At 34.3% G+C, this 17,484-nt stretch carries 18 protein-coding genes; 9 read left to right on the top strand and 9 right to left on the bottom strand.

The features are described 5' to 3' along the window. Positions 1-43: 43 nt before the first annotated feature. The 7 genes from scfA to I6760_RS11310 all read right to left on the bottom strand — a co-directional run bounded on the left by scfA (position 44) and on the right by I6760_RS11310 (position 6,365). Positions 44-187: a six-cysteine ranthipeptide SCIFF gene (scfA, locus tag I6760_RS11340; protein ID WP_183861812.1), complete on the bottom strand. Its 144-nt coding sequence runs from the start codon at positions 185-187 to the stop codon at positions 44-46. 84 nt (positions 188-271) lie between these two features. Continuing rightward, complete coding sequence (locus tag I6760_RS11335) at positions 272-1,450, bottom strand: copper amine oxidase (protein WP_196594516.1); 1,179 nt, start codon at positions 1,448-1,450, stop codon at positions 272-274. A gap of 56 nt (positions 1,451-1,506) precedes the next feature. Next, positions 1,507-2,190 (bottom strand): polysaccharide deacetylase family protein, encoded by a 684-nt coding sequence (locus I6760_RS11330; RefSeq protein ID WP_231036255.1) that lies wholly within the window; start codon positions 2,188-2,190, stop codon positions 1,507-1,509. A 95-nt stretch (positions 2,191-2,285) separates the two neighbouring features. Continuing rightward, on the bottom strand, positions 2,286-3,239 hold the full coding sequence (whiA, locus tag I6760_RS11325; protein WP_196594515.1) for a DNA-binding protein WhiA: 954 nt from the start codon (positions 3,237-3,239) through the stop codon (positions 2,286-2,288). 5 nt (positions 3,240-3,244) lie between these two features. Further along, entirely contained in the window at positions 3,245-4,570 is a 1,326-nt protein-coding gene (locus tag I6760_RS11320; RefSeq protein ID WP_196594514.1) for a gluconeogenesis factor YvcK family protein, read from the bottom strand. Between the two features lie 23 nt (positions 4,571-4,593). Beyond that, positions 4,594-5,487 carry an RNase adapter RapZ gene (rapZ, locus tag I6760_RS11315; RefSeq protein WP_196594513.1) on the bottom strand — a complete coding sequence of 298 codons (894 nt, stop codon included), beginning with the start codon at positions 5,485-5,487 and terminating at the stop codon, positions 4,594-4,596. Positions 5,488-5,537: 50 nt separating this feature from the next. Further along, positions 5,538-6,365, bottom strand: coding sequence for a Cof-type HAD-IIB family hydrolase (locus tag I6760_RS11310; RefSeq protein ID WP_196594512.1), 828 nt, complete (start codon positions 6,363-6,365; stop codon positions 5,538-5,540). 472 nt (positions 6,366-6,837) lie between these two features. On the opposite strand from I6760_RS11310, the gene groES reads away from it, so the two are divergent. Together groES and groL are read left to right on the top strand one after the other, a co-directional pair. After that, a complete protein-coding gene (gene groES, locus I6760_RS11305) occupies positions 6,838-7,119 on the top strand; it encodes a co-chaperone GroES (protein ID WP_196594511.1) in 282 nt (93 codons plus the stop codon). A gap of 42 nt (positions 7,120-7,161) precedes the next feature. Continuing rightward, positions 7,162-8,799 (top strand): chaperonin GroEL, encoded by a 1,638-nt coding sequence (gene groL, locus I6760_RS11300; RefSeq protein ID WP_196594510.1) that lies wholly within the window; start codon positions 7,162-7,164, stop codon positions 8,797-8,799. Positions 8,800-9,090: 291 nt separating this feature from the next. Here groL and I6760_RS11295 read toward each other — a convergent pair whose 3' ends face one another. Then, positions 9,091-9,651, bottom strand: a complete 561-nt coding sequence (locus tag I6760_RS11295; RefSeq protein ID WP_231036555.1) for an NAD(P)H-dependent oxidoreductase — start codon at positions 9,649-9,651, stop codon at positions 9,091-9,093. 160 nt (positions 9,652-9,811) lie between these two features. Between I6760_RS11295 and I6760_RS11290 the strand changes: the two genes are divergently transcribed. Then, a complete protein-coding gene (locus tag I6760_RS11290) occupies positions 9,812-10,177 on the top strand; it encodes a winged helix-turn-helix transcriptional regulator (protein WP_196594509.1) in 366 nt (121 codons plus the stop codon). A gap of 184 nt (positions 10,178-10,361) precedes the next feature. Beyond that, positions 10,362-11,288, top strand: a complete 927-nt coding sequence (locus tag I6760_RS11285) for a DUF805 domain-containing protein (RefSeq protein ID WP_196594508.1) — start codon at positions 10,362-10,364, stop codon at positions 11,286-11,288. 161 nt (positions 11,289-11,449) lie between these two features. On the opposite strand, the gene I6760_RS11280 is transcribed toward I6760_RS11285, so the two are convergent. After that, entirely contained in the window at positions 11,450-12,742 is a 1,293-nt protein-coding gene (locus I6760_RS11280; protein ID WP_196594507.1) for a CapA family protein, read from the bottom strand. 397 nt (positions 12,743-13,139) lie between these two features. Here I6760_RS11280 and I6760_RS11275 point away from each other — a divergent pair, with 397 nt between their 5' ends. The 5 genes from I6760_RS11275 (at position 13,140) to I6760_RS11255 (ending at position 17,318) form a co-directional block, all read left to right on the top strand. Next, a complete protein-coding gene (locus tag I6760_RS11275) occupies positions 13,140-13,454 on the top strand; it encodes a PTS sugar transporter subunit IIB (protein WP_196594506.1) in 315 nt (104 codons plus the stop codon). A gap of 22 nt (positions 13,455-13,476) precedes the next feature. Continuing rightward, positions 13,477-14,751 (top strand): PTS transporter subunit IIC, encoded by a 1,275-nt coding sequence (locus I6760_RS11270; protein ID WP_196594505.1) that lies wholly within the window; start codon positions 13,477-13,479, stop codon positions 14,749-14,751. Positions 14,752-14,772: 21 nt separating this feature from the next. Further along, the gene (locus I6760_RS11265; protein WP_196594504.1) at positions 14,773-15,252 is read left to right on the top strand and encodes a PTS sugar transporter subunit IIA; all 480 of its coding nucleotides are present in this window, start codon (positions 14,773-14,775) and stop codon (positions 15,250-15,252) included. Between the two features lie 90 nt (positions 15,253-15,342). Beyond that, entirely contained in the window at positions 15,343-16,227 is an 885-nt protein-coding gene (locus I6760_RS11260) for a class II fructose-bisphosphate aldolase (RefSeq protein ID WP_196594503.1), read from the top strand. Between the two features lie 50 nt (positions 16,228-16,277). Continuing rightward, positions 16,278-17,318: a 2-hydroxyacid dehydrogenase gene (locus tag I6760_RS11255; protein WP_196594502.1), complete on the top strand. Its 1,041-nt coding sequence runs from the start codon at positions 16,278-16,280 to the stop codon at positions 17,316-17,318. Positions 17,319-17,484 lie beyond the last annotated feature (166 nt).

Here is a 17,484-nt window from a genome sequence, read left to right as displayed (position 1 = left end):
ATAAAAAAGAGGCTGCTAATACAGCCTCTTTAGCCTTAATAAATTATTTTCTTTTTTCACAAACCTGGTTTCCTACAGTGCAAGATGTTTTGCATGCTGATTGGCAGGAAGCTTGACATTCGCCACAGCCACCGGTTTTTAAAGTGCTTTGTAAATAAGGCTTGTTAATAGTTTTGATATGTTTCATTAAATAATCTCCTTAATATACTAATATTGACTACAATATATATTGTATAATTTTTTTGCTTTACAGGCAACACTATATCAAATATTACTTTGTCGGCATCATAATAATATTCACAGGCAAATTAGATGCCCCTGGAGGTGAGTATTCAAACAGAAGCTTACTTCTTGTGCTGTAGATACCCAAGTCAGCGTAATATTCCTGACCTATATTTTCACCAAAAAAAGCTCTTTCTGATGGTGTTGGTAAAATTTCCATGATGTTCCCATCATTTTCTCTTACCGCTACAGCTCCAGCATACACACCACCTAAAGGCTGTAAATAATAGTGCACTTTACCCATGCCAGCTAGGGGTAAATCTAAATAATATAAAACACCGTAATTGCCATAATTTTTTACTTCACTGCCATCTGTAGCATCAACGCCTGTGAGATATTTATCTATTTTATCATCACCTAGTGTAAAATAAACAGTACCATCTTTTTGCGGATTATATTCTTTTTCTCCTTGTAACAGCCTGTCCATATGATTAAAAGTTCCGCGCAATCTGTTATTGTCAGCTGGCAGAATATTTGCTGTTTGCAAGAATTTATACGGATCTGCATCTATAGGCATCATCACTACTGCTATTTTCACTGGTCCGTCTGTTTCAAAATCATATATTCCACATACTAATTCATTATACTTTATCACCATTCGATTAGTTTTGCTGTCCAAAATCTGTTCACCATTTTGGGGAATTACTATATTTTGGGGAATTTGATAGCCAAAATATTCTATTTGTGACATCTTCCCCACATATAAGTAGTCAGCACTTGGTCCTGTTTGTGAAGAACGCGATATATTAAAATGTACTTTATCATTACTCATGTTTTTCAATACAACTACAACTTTTTTCCCTTGCTGTGTTCCATTAACATGATAATAATAAAGCCGTCCTCTTCCTTTAACCGTATCTTCGTATAAAATTCCATCATTATAAACAGTTTCAGGACTATCCGAAAATAAAAGGGTACCTTCTTTATCGATCCTTTTTATCGGCCAACTTTTCATTTCAGCTACTTTTTTTTTGAATCTATTTTCTAAAAACTGTTCCTCATTATTATTTTCTTTTTTTATTTGCTGCTGAGCATCAATCAAAGTTTTATTAATAGTACTTTTGGCAACTTCATTGTGCCGCGCATAAACATGTATTTCGTAACCATCAAAACTAAATAACGTCAAAAGTAGAAAAACAAATAATATTATTCGTTTCAAAAATTCCATTTTACCTCACAAATTTTGTATTTTATCTTTTTTAGTCAGCAGTATCTTATAATAATTTATTGTCTATGCTGATTTATATTGAAACTGCTGCATAACCTGCTTTTTAAAATACGCAGCTTAAAATCAAAGATTCCCCAGCGTGATCTTGGAATATAAGTTCTCTGCAAAAGATATGGATTTGTTGAAAACGTATTAAGCCCAAAATTTCCTGTCACAGCTGCCAGATAGCCATATTTTTTAAGATCTTTTAACGCGGTGCTGTTATAAGCTCCATTAGGATAGGAAAAGAAATATATTGTTTTTAATCCCCTCCACTCCATCAATAATTTTGATAAATTTATTTCACTATTAATTTTACTTGGTGACAAAGTGGTTAATGGTATATGATTTGCTGTATGACTACCCAGTTCAAAATTGGTATTTTGCATTTCTTTTAGCTGATTCCATGTTAGGTATCCTTTTTTTCCTACATAATTGGCAATAATAAATACTGTCTCTTTCATATGATGTTTTTTTAAGATTGGCATTACATTTGTGTAATTATCTTCATATCCATCATCAAATGTCAGAATAACAGCTTTTGACGGTAATTTTTCGCCATATTTTTTGGCTCGCACAAAATCCATCAATGAGATAGTTTTATACCCATGAGCTGATAAATAATCCAGTTGTTTATCAAACATTTTCGTCGATATAGTATATTCATCATTGTCAATATCATTGACCTTATGATATTCCAATATTAAAACTCCATTAGTATTTTTTTGATAAAAATATATACCACATAAAACCAGAACCAAAACAATAACAGTTAAGATAATAAGCTTTACATATTTCACTTTTTTTCACACTCTTTCAATTGAAGTGCCATCATCTCTAACTTTCGCAGTCTATGATTTACACCTGATTTTCCTACCCCTAGAATTTGTGCTAGTTCACTAAGAGAAGCATCAGGGTAATCTATTCTTGCTTTGGCCGTTTCCTGTAATACAACTGGTAAATCACTAATATTAATATTTTTTAGCAGCAGTGTCATATTTTTGACCTGACGCAGTGCTGCATTTACTGTTTTTTGCAAATTAGCTGTTTCACAATTAACCAAACGATTGACCTGATTTCGTACTTCTTTCAGATTGCGAGTGCTTTCAAATTCTTCCAATACTTGTTCTGCACCGATCATTCGTAAAAAACTTATAATAGCTTCACTTTCCTTTAAATAAAGTACATAGTTATCTTTACGCGTTGTTGTTCCTATAGGAAAACCAAACTGATTAAGCAAATTCAGCATCTGTCGGGAAAATTCATAATTACTAGTCGAAAATTCTAAATGATACCCAGCATCAGGCCGGTTAACAGATCCTCCTCCTAAAAAAGCTCCGCGCAAATAAGCCTCTTTGCAACAGTATTTGCTTAGCAGGGCACTATCTTTACCCATATTAAAACCTGATCCATCACCATTAATAAATCCTAATTCTTCAAGTAATTTATTTGTTACCTTTGAAGGCATCACTCTTATAGTATAATGGTTATTTTTTTGTAAACGTCGTGACCGCATAACTACAAGCTCTGTTCTTATCTCTCCAATACAAAGTCCCTTTATAAAAGCCAGGACACGTCTTCCTACAGCAGCATTTTCTGTTGTAAAATTTACTCCCATGTGATGTTTAGTATTCAAAACAAATGATGCTCCCATACGCAGCAGAGCAGATAATTCCGCACGTATACAGCAAATATTTGTTTCATTAAAATGTGCTAATTCATTTTTAACTTCTGCAGAAAAAGAAGGCATTATTTTCACCTCCTAATGTCATTTTTCCGCTGCCATTTATTGTCTGTCTTTAATCCATATACCATTTGCATAATATTATGGGCAAGTTTTTCTGGGTCATGATGAATAACATTAGTTTCGTTCACAAGATCTGCTTTGACAAAGCCAACTCCCAAATCATGGATAGCTTCTTCATCTATCACAACAGGATATTGTCCTTTTTGCGCATAAAAATCTTGCAAAGAAGCGGATATGGGTTTATCATTTACCAGCACATAATCAACACTGCCTATACCCGCATGTTCCATGATTGCTCTGACATGCATAGAAACTGTATATTTATCAGTTTCTCCCGGCTGTGTCATCACATTGCATATATATATTTTTATAGCTTTACTTTTTTTTACAGTTTCAGCTACTTTATCAACTAGAAAATTAGGCATGATACTGGTATATAAACTGCCTGGTCCTAAAATTATCGCATCTGCTTTTTTTATTGCATTTATTGCTGAAGGTACTGGTTCCACCTTGCTTGGTGAAATATGAACCCGCTTTATTCTTTTATGTACCAATGGTATCTGGGATTCTCCTTCAACAACAGTTCCATCGGTCATTGTGGCTCCCAATCTTATCTTAGCAGTGCTTGCCGGAAAAACTTTCCCCCTGACTGCCAAAACTTTACTTGATTCCATTAAGGCTTTTTCAACATCTCCAGTTACCTGTGTCATTGCTGCTATAAATAAATTGCCAAAGCTGTGACCGGCTAGTTCACTATCCCCTTCAAACCGATATTGAAATAATTTTTCCATAAGCGGTTCTGTATCTGCTAGAGCTACAAGACAATTACGTAAGTCACCCGGAGGAATTATGCCAAATTCATTGCGTAGTCTGCCGGAGGATCCGCCATCATCTGCTACGGTGACCACAGCCGTTACATTATTAGTTACTTCTTTCAGCCCACGTAGCAATACAGATAAACCAGTTCCTCCGCCGATAACTGTAATAGCCGGACCTTTATCAAGCTTACGCTTTTCATATATTAAATCGACAAGCTTATCGGAATTATCCGGTAGCAATACAGTAATAATTGACCTTATAGTCATTCGCATAGCTATCAGCATTATAACTAAACCAACAAGTGAAATCAAAATACCAACAACATTTGTTATCGTATAATTATATGTTCCTGTAGTCGTATACGCAATACGAAAAATAAATTCTTCTATCCCGTCAATATATTTATAATTAAAAACAATAGTTAAACCTATGCTTATCAAAAGCACACCGATCGCAAACAAAAAAAGCCAGCGCTTAAATCGCATGCCTGGATATAACCATTTTAAAAGATGCATATATGCATTTCCCCCAAATAATACTATTGAAGATGTTCATGAACATCATTTTTCATTAAATCACGATGTTCTAAATTTGCCAGATATCCGCGATTTTTTAATAAATTAAATAAGTGTCTGGCAATAAAAACGGATCTATGCATCCCGCCAGTACAGCCAATAGCAATAACCAGCTGACTCTTTCCTTCTTTTATGTATTGTGGAATTAAAAAATTAATAAGTTCATCCAGTTTTTCTATAAACTGTTGTGTGACAGGCCATTTGGCAATATATTCTGCTACTTCCGGTACCGCACCACTTTTATGCCGCATTTTTTCTATATAAAAGGGATTAGGCAAAAATCTCACATCAAGTACCATATCTGCATCCAGCGGCATTCCAAACTTAAAACCGAAGGAAAGAATATTTATATTCATTTGATCGCCACAGATTTCACCGAATAAACGAACTATTTTTTGTTTTAGTTCACTTTTTTGCAAAGCCGATGTATCTATTATATAAGTAGCTTTATTGCGTACCCTGGCTAACCGTTCTCGTTCTTTACTGATTCCCTCACTTATACGTGAATTTGGGGCCATAGGATGACGGCGTCTTGTTTCTTTATACCTTCTTATGATAACTTCATCTGCAGCCTCCATAAATAACAGTTCAAATGGTTTATTTTCCTCATCCATTTGTTTCAGTATATGGACAAATGTATCAAAAAACTCACGGCTTCTTGTATCTACAACAAGCACGACTTTGCTCACATGTCCTGCCGAATGAATGCAAAGCTCAGCAAATTTAGGAATAAACACAGGTGGAAGATTATCTACACAAAAATATCCTAGGTCCTCCAAATTACGACAAGCCTGAGTTTTTCCACTGCCGGACATGCCGGTGACAATAACAAGACGAAATTTATCTTTTTCCTTCATTTTCCCACATCCATTTCATATTAAAATAATTTTAATAAAACCTCACATCATTATAATAGTACATATTTATATAAAGCCTCAGCTACACCATCATTATCATTTGTATCCACAACATAATCACATGCTGCTTTAATATTGGCCGCAGCATTTCCCATTGCTGCGCTTTTTCCTGCTGTCTCAAGCATAGGCAAATCATTATTACCATCACCTATAGCCATCACTTCGTCCATACCAAAACCAAAATGTTTTGCTAAAAAGCGCAGAGCGTTAGCTTTGCTAACCATCGGGCTAGTGACTTCTATAAGTCCTTTTTTCGATCTGACAAGTGTCACCTTTCCTGCAAATCTGTGTGTCATCTCACAAATCATACCATTTTCGGCTTCTAATTTTTCCCTCATATCCTTCTGTGCATAAGCATCTGTAACAAACAACATTTTAGCAACATTTGCTGTTTTTTCACTTAATCCATGCCAGCCAACTGTTTCCCCCTTTATGCCCGTACTTTTTTCGTAATCAGCTGATCTTTGTAAATATGTGGGAAAATAAAGTTTATCATTACTATTTACCTGCAGATACCATTGTTTATGTGCGCAGTAATCAACAAATGCTTTGACAACATCCTCGGAAATATATTCTTCATTATACACTTTTCCCGCCGTAGATTTAATAAGCGCACCATTATAAGTCACAAGCGGCACATCCATATTGATTTTCTCAGCATATTTAACGGCAGAACAATACATTCTGCCAGTAGCAAAAGTAACAATTATTCCCGCAGCAATAGCAGCATGCACCGCATCAGCATTTCGTTTAGAAATTTTATCATCACTATTTAATAAAGTCCCATCCAAATCAGTAGCAAACAATTTTATTCCCATAATTACTCCTTCATAACAAATATAGGGCGTGCCAAAACACCCCCTGTCAAAACTTCAATATGAATACCTATATTTTATAGTTAACACTAACAGAACTATTATGCATAGTATGCATAGTAATTACCATTCAGCTAATAAATACTAATTATGTATTTAGTCTTGATGGAAAAATTAAAAGGTATGTTCATATAATATTTGTCATCTTCCATTAAGATAAAAATAATAAAATAATTTTTCATCCAATCGTTTGTTATGTAGAAATTATAACAAACAGCTTTTTAAATTTCAACCATAGCACACCATAAAAAGATTATCAGGCAATTCATTTTGTAAAATAATTTTTACTTTTTTTCTAAAACTACTTGATTTTTTTCTCAAAGTTATTTATTATAAGAAATGTAGTTAGCACTCAGTCAATGTGAGTGCTAACAAAAATAATAACGCAATTTAATTTTATAGGGAGGAACGTACAATGATTAAGCCCTTAGGCGACAGAATTGTAATTAAAGTTTCTGAAGGAGACGCAAAAACCGCTAGCGGTATCGTACTGCCAGATACAGCTAAGGAAAAACCACAAGAAGGTGAAGTGGTAGCTGTTGGCAGCGGTAAAGTTTTCGATAACGGACAAAAAGTTGCTCCAGAAGTAAAAGTAGGAGATAAAATTATTTTCTCAAAATACGCTGGAACTGAAATAAAAGTCGATGGTATGAATTACTTAATCGTTCGCGAAAGCGACATTCTTGCAATAGCTTAACTAACGGCTGTTTCAATATAAATTCAGGAGGTTTTATTAATAATGGCTAAACAGATTTTATTTGGTGAAGAAGCCCGCCGCGCCTTAGGAAAAGGTGTTGACGCATTGGCAGATGCTGTAAAAGTAACCCTTGGACCTAAAGGAAAAAATGTTGTTCTTGATAAAAAGTTTGGTGCACCTACTATTACCAACGATGGTGTTTCTATTGCTCGCGAAATTGAATTAGAAGATCCTTTTGAAAACATGGGTGCCCAGCTTGTAAAGGAAGTTGCTACCAAAACCAATGATGTAGCTGGTGATGGTACTACAACAGCTACTTTATTAGCACAGGCAATGATTCGCGAAGGTATGCGCAATGTTGCTGCCGGCGCAAACCCAATGATTATAAAAAAAGGCATTGAAGAAGCCGTTAAAAATTTAGTTGCTGAAATAAAAGCCAAATCGCACAAAGTTGAAGGAAAAGCTGCTATTGCTCAGGTTGCTACTATTTCTTCCAGCGATAAGGAAATGGGTAATCTCATTGCAGATGCAATGGAAAAGGTCGGCAAAGACGGTGTTATCACTGTTGAAGAATCTAAGGGAATGGCCACAAATCTTTCTGTTGTAGAAGGTATGCAGTTTGATCGTGGATACATATCTCCATATATGGTAACAGATACAGATAAAATGGAAGCTGTAATGAATGATCCGTATATTCTTATCACTGACCGCAAGATATCTGCTATTGGTGATATCCTTCCTATTCTTGAAAAAGTTGTAAAGCAAGGTAAGGAACTTGTTATTCTTGCTGAAGATCTTGATGGAGAAGCTTTAGCTACTATCGTTGTAAACAAGCTGCGTGGTACTTTTAAAGCTCTTGCTGTTAAAGCGCCTGGCTTTGGTGATCGCCGTAAGGCAATGCTTGAAGATATTGCTATTCTGACCGGTGGTAATGTCATAACTGAAGAATTAGGCAGAAAACTTGACAGTGTCGAATTAGAAGATCTTGGTCATGCCCGTCAAGTTCGTTCTTCCAAAGAAGAAACAACTATAGTTGACGGCACAGGTGACAAGGCTGCTATTAATGCCCGCTGTGAACAAATCAAAAAACAAATTGCTGAAACTACTTCTGACTTCGATAAAGAAAAATTACAGGAACGTCTTGCTAAATTATCCGGTGGCGTAGCTGTTATCGAAATTGGTGCAGCAACTGAAGTTGAATTAAAAGATAAAAAACTGCGCATTGAAGATGCATTGAATGCAACCCGTGCTGCTGTTGAAGAAGGTATTGTAGCTGGTGGTGGTACAACTTTCATTGATATATTACCAGCTCTTGATAAAATCTCTGTATCCGGTGATGAAAAAACTGGTGTAGATATTGTAAGACGTGCTATTGAAGCACCTGTACGCCAAATCGCTGACAATGCAGGCCTTGAAGGTTCTGTAGTTGTAGAAAAAGTAAAAAAAGCAGGTACAGGCAAAGGCTTTAATGCTCTAACCGGTGAATACCCTGATATGGTAGATGCTGGTATCGTTGACCCAGCTAAAGTCACACGTTCTGCTTTACAGAATGCTGCAAGTATTGCTGCTATGGTTCTCACAACAGAAACCTTAGTTGCTGATAAACCTGAAAAAGATGCCCCAGCACCTGCTGGAATGCCTGGTGGCGGCATGGGTGGCGGAATGCCAGGAATGATGTAAAACTTTCCTGTTTACAATAAGTAAATACAAGATAATATTTTCATGTACAAATTTGAAAACTGCTTTGTATCGGGCTTTAACGCCTTATACAAAGCAGTTTTTTTATAATTGTTACAAAAGTAAAAGAAAAATTATTAGGTAATATAGAAAAAATGTATCTATATAAATAAAATTTGTTAGAAAAAATCATTATAGCTTGAAAGTCCAAACCTCAAAACTTTATTTATCCATAAAGTTTATTTAAGGAAATAGATAGTTTGCGGTTAAGCAATAAAACTATCTATAAATCTACTAAAGGCTTACTGTACTAATATGCTCAATATATTTACTGGCACTTTGCTCAATAACTTCGGGACTGATTTGAAAAGATGCATTAAAAATAGAAAAAATAGGTAACATAGTAGCACCAATATGATTTACAGTAGCTTTAAATGGTGTAATGATTTCATCTATAGAAAATCCCACATGACCGGTATGCATATAATTTTTTTCTTTATCACCGATAGAAATAGCCAAACCTATTTTCTTTCCTTTTAATTTATTTCCTTTTGAACCATAGGCCCAACCATGAGTAAAAACATCATCCAACCATTTTTTCAATAATGGCGGACAACTATACCAATAGATGGGGAACTGCAAAATGATGCAATTACTGTGTTCTAGTAAATATTGTTCCTTTCTTACGTTTATATTCCAATCGGGGTATTCCTTATAAAGTTCGTGAGTTATAATCTCATCAGAATATTTTTCTAATTCCTGTTTCCATCTGTTATTCACATTTGAATTATTAATATCCGGATGTGCCAAAATAATAAGTGGTTTCATAAAATTTACTAATCCTTTCCATATCATCAAAGTATCTAATTTATATTGTGAAGTAGCTACCCCCATATTATTGTCCCAAAAACATTTGTTGTAAATACACACAATAAAGTCAGTACATGCTTACTTGAAAGTATGTATTACTATAAATGCAATAATCTATTATAATAATAAGTGAAAGGGGAATTTTATGAAACAATATCATCTAGGAATTGAGGCAACTCTTGAAATTCTGGGAGGAAAATGGAAAGCCCTAATAGTGTGCCTGCTTATAACTGGTCCTAAGAGAACTAGCAGTTTGGAGCGTCTTATTCCTGACATATCACAAAAAGTTCTTATACAACAGCTGCGCGAATTAGAAAGAGATGGGCTAGTAAGACGAATAAACTATCAGCAAATGCCTCCTAAAGTTGAATACTTTATAACTGAATATGGAAAAACTGCTAATAAAATTATTGATGTAATGTGTACATGGGGAAAAGAAAATATTCAACTCAGAAAAACCCAGGGAGAAGATATCAGCTTAATAGAAGGTTTTTCTGCCAAAAAAACATAAAATAATTTTTTTAAGGTACTTATAGAAATAACTAATATAATAGAAATCCATAATAAATTGAAAATACAATCTTTTTTTATTTCTCTTTCAACATTTTAATTTATTTTGTATACAATTGCAGGATAATTAAAACAGATATCGAATGAACTATATAAATTTAATCACTAGTTAAGGAGAACGGTATATGAATAAGGATCAACTTACATTGTCAGAAGCGCTAACATTATTTTCTACAAAAATTTTTACGTTCTCAGGCCGGGCAACAAGAGCTGAATTTTGGCTCACGGCAGCATTTATAGGCATTATAATTGAAATAGCAGGCATGGTTTGCAGCTTTCAGATCAATAATCTATCAGTTACTGGTATCCAAATTATGTTATTAATAATATTACTTTGTCTTATAATAATGATTCCAATTACAACACGGCGGCTACATGATATTAATAGAAGAGGCTGGTACCAACTGCTTTATCTTGTTCCCATAGTAGGCTGGTTAATTCTCTTTTTTCTTTATATTAAAGTTTCTGATAGTGACAATAAATATGGCGAAAAAAAAGATGATGATTATCAATTAAAATTTAGTGAAGCTCGCAGGTTATGGTGGCAGAAGAAATTTACTTTTTCTGGACGTGCTACAAGAGCAGAATTCTGGCTTGGTAAGATTTGGATAAGCATATGTGTTTCATTAAGTATATTAAGTTTATATTTTACTGGTATATTTCTTACTATTATTATTGCTATTAACCAGAAATATTTACCATCTTACTTTGATTTGATTGGAGCAGTTGTAGGTGTAGGTATAATTTTAATACTTATAATCGGCTTGATAATTTTGTCTATCTCGCTTATTGTACGCCGGCTGCATGACATTGGGAAAAGTGGCTGGTGGATACTGCTTTTTATAGTTTTACCTGGTGTTTTAAATATAGTTGCTACCATTATATATGTGCTCTTTTGGCAAATAAATTTTTTTCTATCATTTTCTAAACTATATTATTTTATTATTATCTGCTGTACCGCATTAGATATTGTCCTGACCTTATGGTATATAAAACCATCTGATGATGATAACAAATATGGCAAAAAGTTTATAGTAGATAAATCTAAATAATTACACGTTAAAGCTGTCATGATCGTTTATTAAATAAATATATTATTTATCTGTAATAGCCTTGCCCATAGCAAATAAAGCTTTTACCCATAATATATATTTATAAAAAACTAGACATGATAGCTTTTTTATTTTTCTGATTCTTAGGGCATATCACACATCTATATGTTAATAATCCCTTTATTATTATCTATTTTTATCTGCGTTCCATATTCTGCTGATAGCTTTGCTATTTCCTCTAATATACGAGTACCGTCTACAACATTGGCAAATTCCGGACGTCCACGTCTGGCACGTCCATTTTTAAATCCCAATGATAAAGGTTTTAGTTCTATTTGTGAAATCTTTCCATCTTCTATAGAAAAAGACACTGCAGCTGATTCGAAAACCCTTCGATCAGCAGCAAGACCTCTCGTATCTTTAGCGCTCCTTATATCAAGACCATCAGCAACGGTGTTTTCTGCCCCAAGATCATATAAATCATAAAACTCTGTGGGTTGTTTTTCCACTAAATCGTTCTGAAATATAAAATTTCCCAAGCTATAAAAAATCGGCTTTTTATTATATATCTCAATTCCCCGCCAGATATGTGGTCCATGACCTAAGTAAGCATCAACTCCATTGTCAATACACAAATGGGCAAAATCACAGGCAAAATCGGCTGGTAATTGTTTATTTAAACCTTTTCGTTCATGTGTATGATGGCTCACTATTACATTATCAGCTTGACGTTTAGCTTCATTTATCATCCGTACTATTCTTTCTGCATCTTTTTCGTTCATTTTAGTAATAGTTCCTGGCACTGAATCAGCTTCAATGCAAATATTATTAATAAAATATCCATTTTCTGCCGACTTAGCAAATCCTTCCATTTCATTTAATCTTCTGTTAGCATTAATCTCTGTTTGCTCAATAATTGTCTTTAATTGTTTTAACTCCTCCGGTAAAACTTTATGTATAGCTTTATACCTAAGAACATTAGCACCTGGACGACCAAGAACATCAGGCCTTTGTGCACTGGCCATCCCCCATTCAGATATAGTGGATGTTACACCAATAAGTGCCAAACGACCCTGTTGTGTATCAATATAACGGGGCTGTGATGCTTCAGCTAAATTTTTTCCTACTCCAGCATTTATTAAATTAGCATCTAAATGTCTCTTGGTAGTTAAAATGCCCTCAATATTCCAATCAATATTATGATTATTAGCCCAGGCCACAACATTAATTCCCATTTTTTTTAAATCTTCTAAAACATTAGGTCTGGCACATGCCCATGTACCACCGCTAATCGGTGCCGGATACACTTCAAAATTATGCAGTAAAACTTCAAAATTAGTAAATCTGACATCATGCTGCATAAAATATTTTCTTAGATCAGTCATTTTTTCATCATCAGGTATATGTTGTGTAATAAATGAATCGCCTACGGCTAGAATTTTTATTTGTGACAAGTCTTATCTTCCTCCATATTTTTATTGAATAAATTTTACTTATTCCACTTAAATAGTTCAACAATATATAGATAAAGTAAATGCTTCCAAATATATACTGAACTATTTTTAGTATAAACAAAATTACATTAAATTACAACATTATTAATAGAATAATCGTTATAATAAAGCAGTATTATCTTTTTATTGTTTTGCTATTTGTTTAATGGAAAACAAATAATGAATATTTTGTAAAATAAAAATACCCAAAACGTAATTACAAAAACCATCATAGATTGTCAAATATTTATAAAACATTTATAAAACAAAGCATTGCAGCATTTTTTTTGTAATTGGCACGCAGCTTGCTTTATATAAAGACAGAAAGATAAATTTATTTTGAAAGGATGAATTAATTATGGGGAAAAAAGTAAAAATTCTTTGTTGTTGCGGCGCAGGTATATGCACATCAAACTATTTAAGAGAGGAGATTGAAGATCGGGTAAAAGAAGAGGGTCTCAACAAAAATGTTTCTGTCAATTTATGCCGGGTAACAGATGTTGATGAAACTTTGGCGACAGGTAACATTGATCTACTGGTTACAACTGTTGAAATGAAAAATGATTATCCTATACCGATGATCAGAGCATTAGGCATAATGCTAGATGAAAATGCTGCTAAAAAAGCACTGGATGAAATAATAGCTAATGTACGAAAAGTTATGGAGAATTAACTAGTATAAAAGAGGTGATAGTATGGATTTTATAAGTACCATTACAAAAGGTTTATCTGTTTTTTTCGGATTTGATTCAACAGTGACAATAGTCGGAATAATTCTTATTGTTTCATTACTTGTACGTGTAGAATTTAAAAAAGCGATTCTGGGTGCTTTGAAAGTTTCTATTGGATTAACAGGATTATTCCTTATCGTAAATCTAATTCAAACGGCAATGGTCAAACCTATCCTTAACATTGTTTCAATTTATGGCATAAATAAAAGTGTTGTCGACATCGGTTGGGGCTGTCTTGGCTATGCATTTGGTAATACTTATGGATACTTTGGTGTACTAGTTTTTCTAATATTAAATGTTGTACTGGTTTCAATTCGTTTTACACAAACTTTATATGTTGATGTATTCAATACATGGAGGGCAATGCTTCTTGGCGGTATTGTCGGTGTAGCCAGCGGCAGCTTCTGGATAGCCACTTTAGCAGTAATAATATTTTTGATAATTGATGTAAAAGCGGCTGATATAGCAGCCCCATATATCGAAAAAATCAATAATTTCCCTCCTGGTGGCTCGTGGCCGCACGGTACACACTTTTCTTTCCAAGCTTGTATTGCTATCCCTATTGAATGGTTGCTAAAGCGAATACCTCTTATTAAAGATGCTTCTTTTAACGCTGAAACCATACAGGAAAAATTTGGTGTACTGGGTGAAACCACTGTCATGGGAGCTGTATTAGGTATATTAATTGGCTTATTCAGCCAAGTTGGTATTATGGCATCACTTTTATTAGGCGTAAAAATGTCGGCAGCGTTTCTCTTACTTCCCCGAATGGCTTCTATATTAGTTGAAGGATGGTTTCCTATCATTAAAGCCTCACGAAAAATACTGGTCAGTAAAATGCATCGCGATGATGTTAGAATAGCTCTCGACTGTTCAACAGTCATTGGTCATTCTGCTGTTGTCCCTACTACTTTGATTATGTATCCGCTGGCATTGATTATTTCAGTGCTGCTTCCTGGTAATCAAATGATAGCATCAGTAAGTTTGATAATTGTTTTGTGGGAAAGTGCCGCTGTTAACGCTATTACCGAAGGCAATATTCTCCATAATATCATTATATTATCAATTATTATCTGCCTGTTCTGCTGGGGTGCTACATTAATGGCTGGTCCAATGACACAGCTTGCAGGTTCTCTGGGGTACGATGTTTCAAAAGGAGCATTATCGGCCTGGGATGCTACTGGCACTCCAGCATTAGTAATAGTCTATAAAGCATTTTCATGGATATTTGGATTTTAAACAAATGAAAGGATGGGGAATATGGGCGATAAAAATACATCCCAAGATATACTTTATGATGCCGTAATATTAAAAGAAGCAAAAACTAAGGAAGACGTAATAACTGAACTATCTAATCATTTGTTAAAAAAAGGCTATGTTAACAAAGACTATTGTGCTGCCACTTTAGACCGCGAAGACAATTATCCAACTGGTCTTTCAACCAAGCCAATAGGCATCGCCGTGCCGCATTCTAACCCGGACAATGTACTGACAGAAGCGGTTATAGTGGCAGTAAGCGAAAATTTAGTAAAATTTAACGAAATGGGAAACAACACATCATTAGTAGACGTAGGAATCATTTTTTTGCTGGCTTTAAAAGGAGAAAATAATCATCTAAATTATTTAAAAAACATTATCAATTATTTCAAACAGTCAAATAATGTAAATTTTTTTTACAAATTAAGGCCAGAAAAACAGATAAAAAATATTTTCCTAAAAGATGTCTTACAAATACAATAATTTACAGGCAGTAATTTAAGTATAACAGTATATTTTATAATTTACTGCCTGAATGCAAAACTACTGCAAATAAATAATGGAGGAACACATATGTCACTAGTAAATTTAACAGAAATGCTCAATAATGCCCGTAAAGACAAGTACGCTGTTGGAGCATTCGATGTAAGCAATCTTGAAATGGCGCTGGCCGTAGTAGAAGTTGCCCAAGAAAAAAATTCTCCGGTAATTTTAATGGGTCTATGTCTTGATCTCCAGGGTGATAAATTTGATTATCTGCTTTACAGTTTAAAAGGTATCGCCGAAAAATCGTCTATTCCCGTCTGTATTCATCTTGATCATGCTACTGATATCGAATTTATAAAGAAATGTATAGATGCGGGATTCTCTTCAGTCATGTTTGACGGTTCAATGCTTTCTTTAGAAGAAAACATTATGAAAACTAAATATATTGTTGACTATGCCCATAAATTTAATGTAAGTGTCGAAGCAGAACTAGGCCATGTTGGTGATGGAATAGTCGGTAACAGTGAAATAGGTGCGCCCCAAAAAGATACTTTTGACAATCCAGAAGATACTTTGACACGTCCTGATGAATTAAAATATTTTATAGATTCTACGCAGGTAGACTGCATTGCAGTAGCAGTAGGCACAGCACACGGAATATACGTTTCTAAACCTAAAATACATTTTGACCGCTTAAAAGAATTAAATGAAATATCTACTGTTCCTATGGTCATGCATGGTGGTTCAGGAACACCAGATGAATTGATAAAAAAATCTGTACAAAATGGCATATGCAAGTTGAATATTTTTTCAGAAATGCTTACCGCCTTCTATGGAACAATGAAAGATGAACTTAATACAGCAGAGCATCTGGCAATATGGCCTTATAATGCTAATGAAAAGCCCCTTGCAGCGCTTAAGGATATCGTCAGAGCAAAAATAGATTTAGTTGGTTCCTCACAAAAAGCTTAAAATATTCTCTGGATAAAAAAGATAAATTTATATACTTAGGAGAGATAAGAATGTCTAAAACAAAAATACTTTGTGTAGCAGATGGTGGTATTACCAGAGAGCTAATGGAAAAAATGCGTGAATTAGAAAAATATAATGCAGAAGTAACTATTATCGAAGACAAAGAAATGTATGCTATGGGTCCCATAACTGACCGTATGCTTTTAATAGAACATAATGGCATTGATGCTGCTCCTACCTGTCCGGAATTACTCAAAAATTGTGCTGACAAAGATATATTAGTTGTTCATGTTGCTTCTGTTAACAAGGAGATAATCGACGCTTGCCATAATTTAAAAGTAGCTGCTGTACTACGTGGTGGCTATGAAAATGCTGATATTACTGCTCTAACTGACCATAATATAAAATTAATAAATGCTCCCTGGCGCAGTGCTAATGCCGTAGCTGATTTTACTGTAGGCATGATGATTGCTGAAAATAAAAATATTGCCCGCAGCCATAAACTTATTTTTGACGGAAAATGGTGTAAAAAATATGTAAATCAGGAATATATTCATGATATGCGTATGATGACTGTTGGTTTGATAGGTTTTGGCTATATCGGACAAAGAGTTGCTGAAAGATTAAATGGCTTTGGCAGTAAAGTGCTTGTATATGATCCATTTATTGATAAGAGTAAATTCCAGGATAAAAATATAACCTTTGTTGATTTGGACGAACTGCTTCAGTTAGCTGATTTTGTAAGTGTTCATCTGCGTCTTTCAGAAAAAACACATCATTTCATCAGTAAAAATGAATTGGCAAAAATGAAAAAAACAGCTTACCTGATAAACACTGCCCGTTCTGGTCTAGTTGATACAGATGCACTCGTAGCCGCATTAAAAGGCAAGGATATTGGTGGTGCTGCCGTTGATGTATATGATGCTGAACCACTGCCAAAAGACCATCCTTATTTACAGCTTGATAACATCACACTCACTTCCCATTTAGCCGGAACTTCATGTGATACGATGAGAAACTCTGTAGAAATAGGAATAGAAGATTTAAAACGTTATTTGGCAAATAAACCCATGCTTAACTTACGCAATTAATTAAAATCAACATAAGACTATTATTGCTGAAAACCACAGTTCCCGAAATATTTAATTTATGAATTAAATATTAACTGCCACGATAAACACAGTCACAAAACTAATAATAGTCCACTCATTAGTATGCTGAGTCTAATAAAATTGTCCTACTTAAAAGACAAGGAGT

This window comes from Pectinatus sottacetonis (assembly GCF_015732155.1).
GTDB lineage: Bacteria > Bacillota > Negativicutes > Selenomonadales > Selenomonadaceae > Pectinatus > Pectinatus sottacetonis.
The sequence above is the reverse complement of the archived record's forward strand: the minus strand, read 5'-3'. Positions and strand labels throughout refer to the sequence as shown.

What these genes read in the sequence shown, in the direction of transcription:
- I6760_RS11260 (WP_196594503.1), top strand. Translation starts at nt 15,343, where the DNA reads ATGTCACTAGTAAATTTAACAGAAATGCTCAATAATGCCCGTAAAGAC.
- groL (WP_196594510.1), top strand. Translation starts at nt 7,162, where the DNA reads ATGGCTAAACAGATTTTATTTGGTGAAGAAGCCCGCCGCGCCTTAGGA.
- I6760_RS11285 (WP_196594508.1), top strand. Translation starts at nt 10,362, where the DNA reads ATGAATAAGGATCAACTTACATTGTCAGAAGCGCTAACATTATTTTCT.
- I6760_RS11255 (WP_196594502.1), top strand. Translation starts at nt 16,278, where the DNA reads ATGTCTAAAACAAAAATACTTTGTGTAGCAGATGGTGGTATTACCAGA.
- rapZ (WP_196594513.1), bottom strand. Translation starts at nt 5,487, where the DNA reads ATGAAGGAAAAAGATAAATTTCGTCTTGTTATTGTCACCGGCATGTCC.
- I6760_RS11335 (WP_196594516.1), bottom strand. Translation starts at nt 1,450, where the DNA reads ATGGAATTTTTGAAACGAATAATATTATTTGTTTTTCTACTTTTGACG.
- I6760_RS11270 (WP_196594505.1), top strand. Translation starts at nt 13,477, where the DNA reads ATGGATTTTATAAGTACCATTACAAAAGGTTTATCTGTTTTTTTCGGA.
- scfA (WP_183861812.1), bottom strand. Translation starts at nt 187, where the DNA reads ATGAAACATATCAAAACTATTAACAAGCCTTATTTACAAAGCACTTTA.
- I6760_RS11320 (WP_196594514.1), bottom strand. Translation starts at nt 4,570, where the DNA reads ATGCATCTTTTAAAATGGTTATATCCAGGCATGCGATTTAAGCGCTGG.
- I6760_RS11265 (WP_196594504.1), top strand. Translation starts at nt 14,773, where the DNA reads ATGGGCGATAAAAATACATCCCAAGATATACTTTATGATGCCGTAATA.
- I6760_RS11310 (WP_196594512.1), bottom strand. Translation starts at nt 6,365, where the DNA reads ATGGGAATAAAATTGTTTGCTACTGATTTGGATGGGACTTTATTAAAT.
- I6760_RS11295 (WP_231036555.1), bottom strand. Translation starts at nt 9,651, where the DNA reads ATGATATGGAAAGGATTAGTAAATTTTATGAAACCACTTATTATTTTG.
- groES (WP_196594511.1), top strand. Translation starts at nt 6,838, where the DNA reads ATGATTAAGCCCTTAGGCGACAGAATTGTAATTAAAGTTTCTGAAGGA.
- I6760_RS11290 (WP_196594509.1), top strand. Translation starts at nt 9,812, where the DNA reads ATGAAACAATATCATCTAGGAATTGAGGCAACTCTTGAAATTCTGGGA.
- whiA (WP_196594515.1), bottom strand. Translation starts at nt 3,239, where the DNA reads ATGCCTTCTTTTTCTGCAGAAGTTAAAAATGAATTAGCACATTTTAAT.
- I6760_RS11275 (WP_196594506.1), top strand. Translation starts at nt 13,140, where the DNA reads ATGGGGAAAAAAGTAAAAATTCTTTGTTGTTGCGGCGCAGGTATATGC.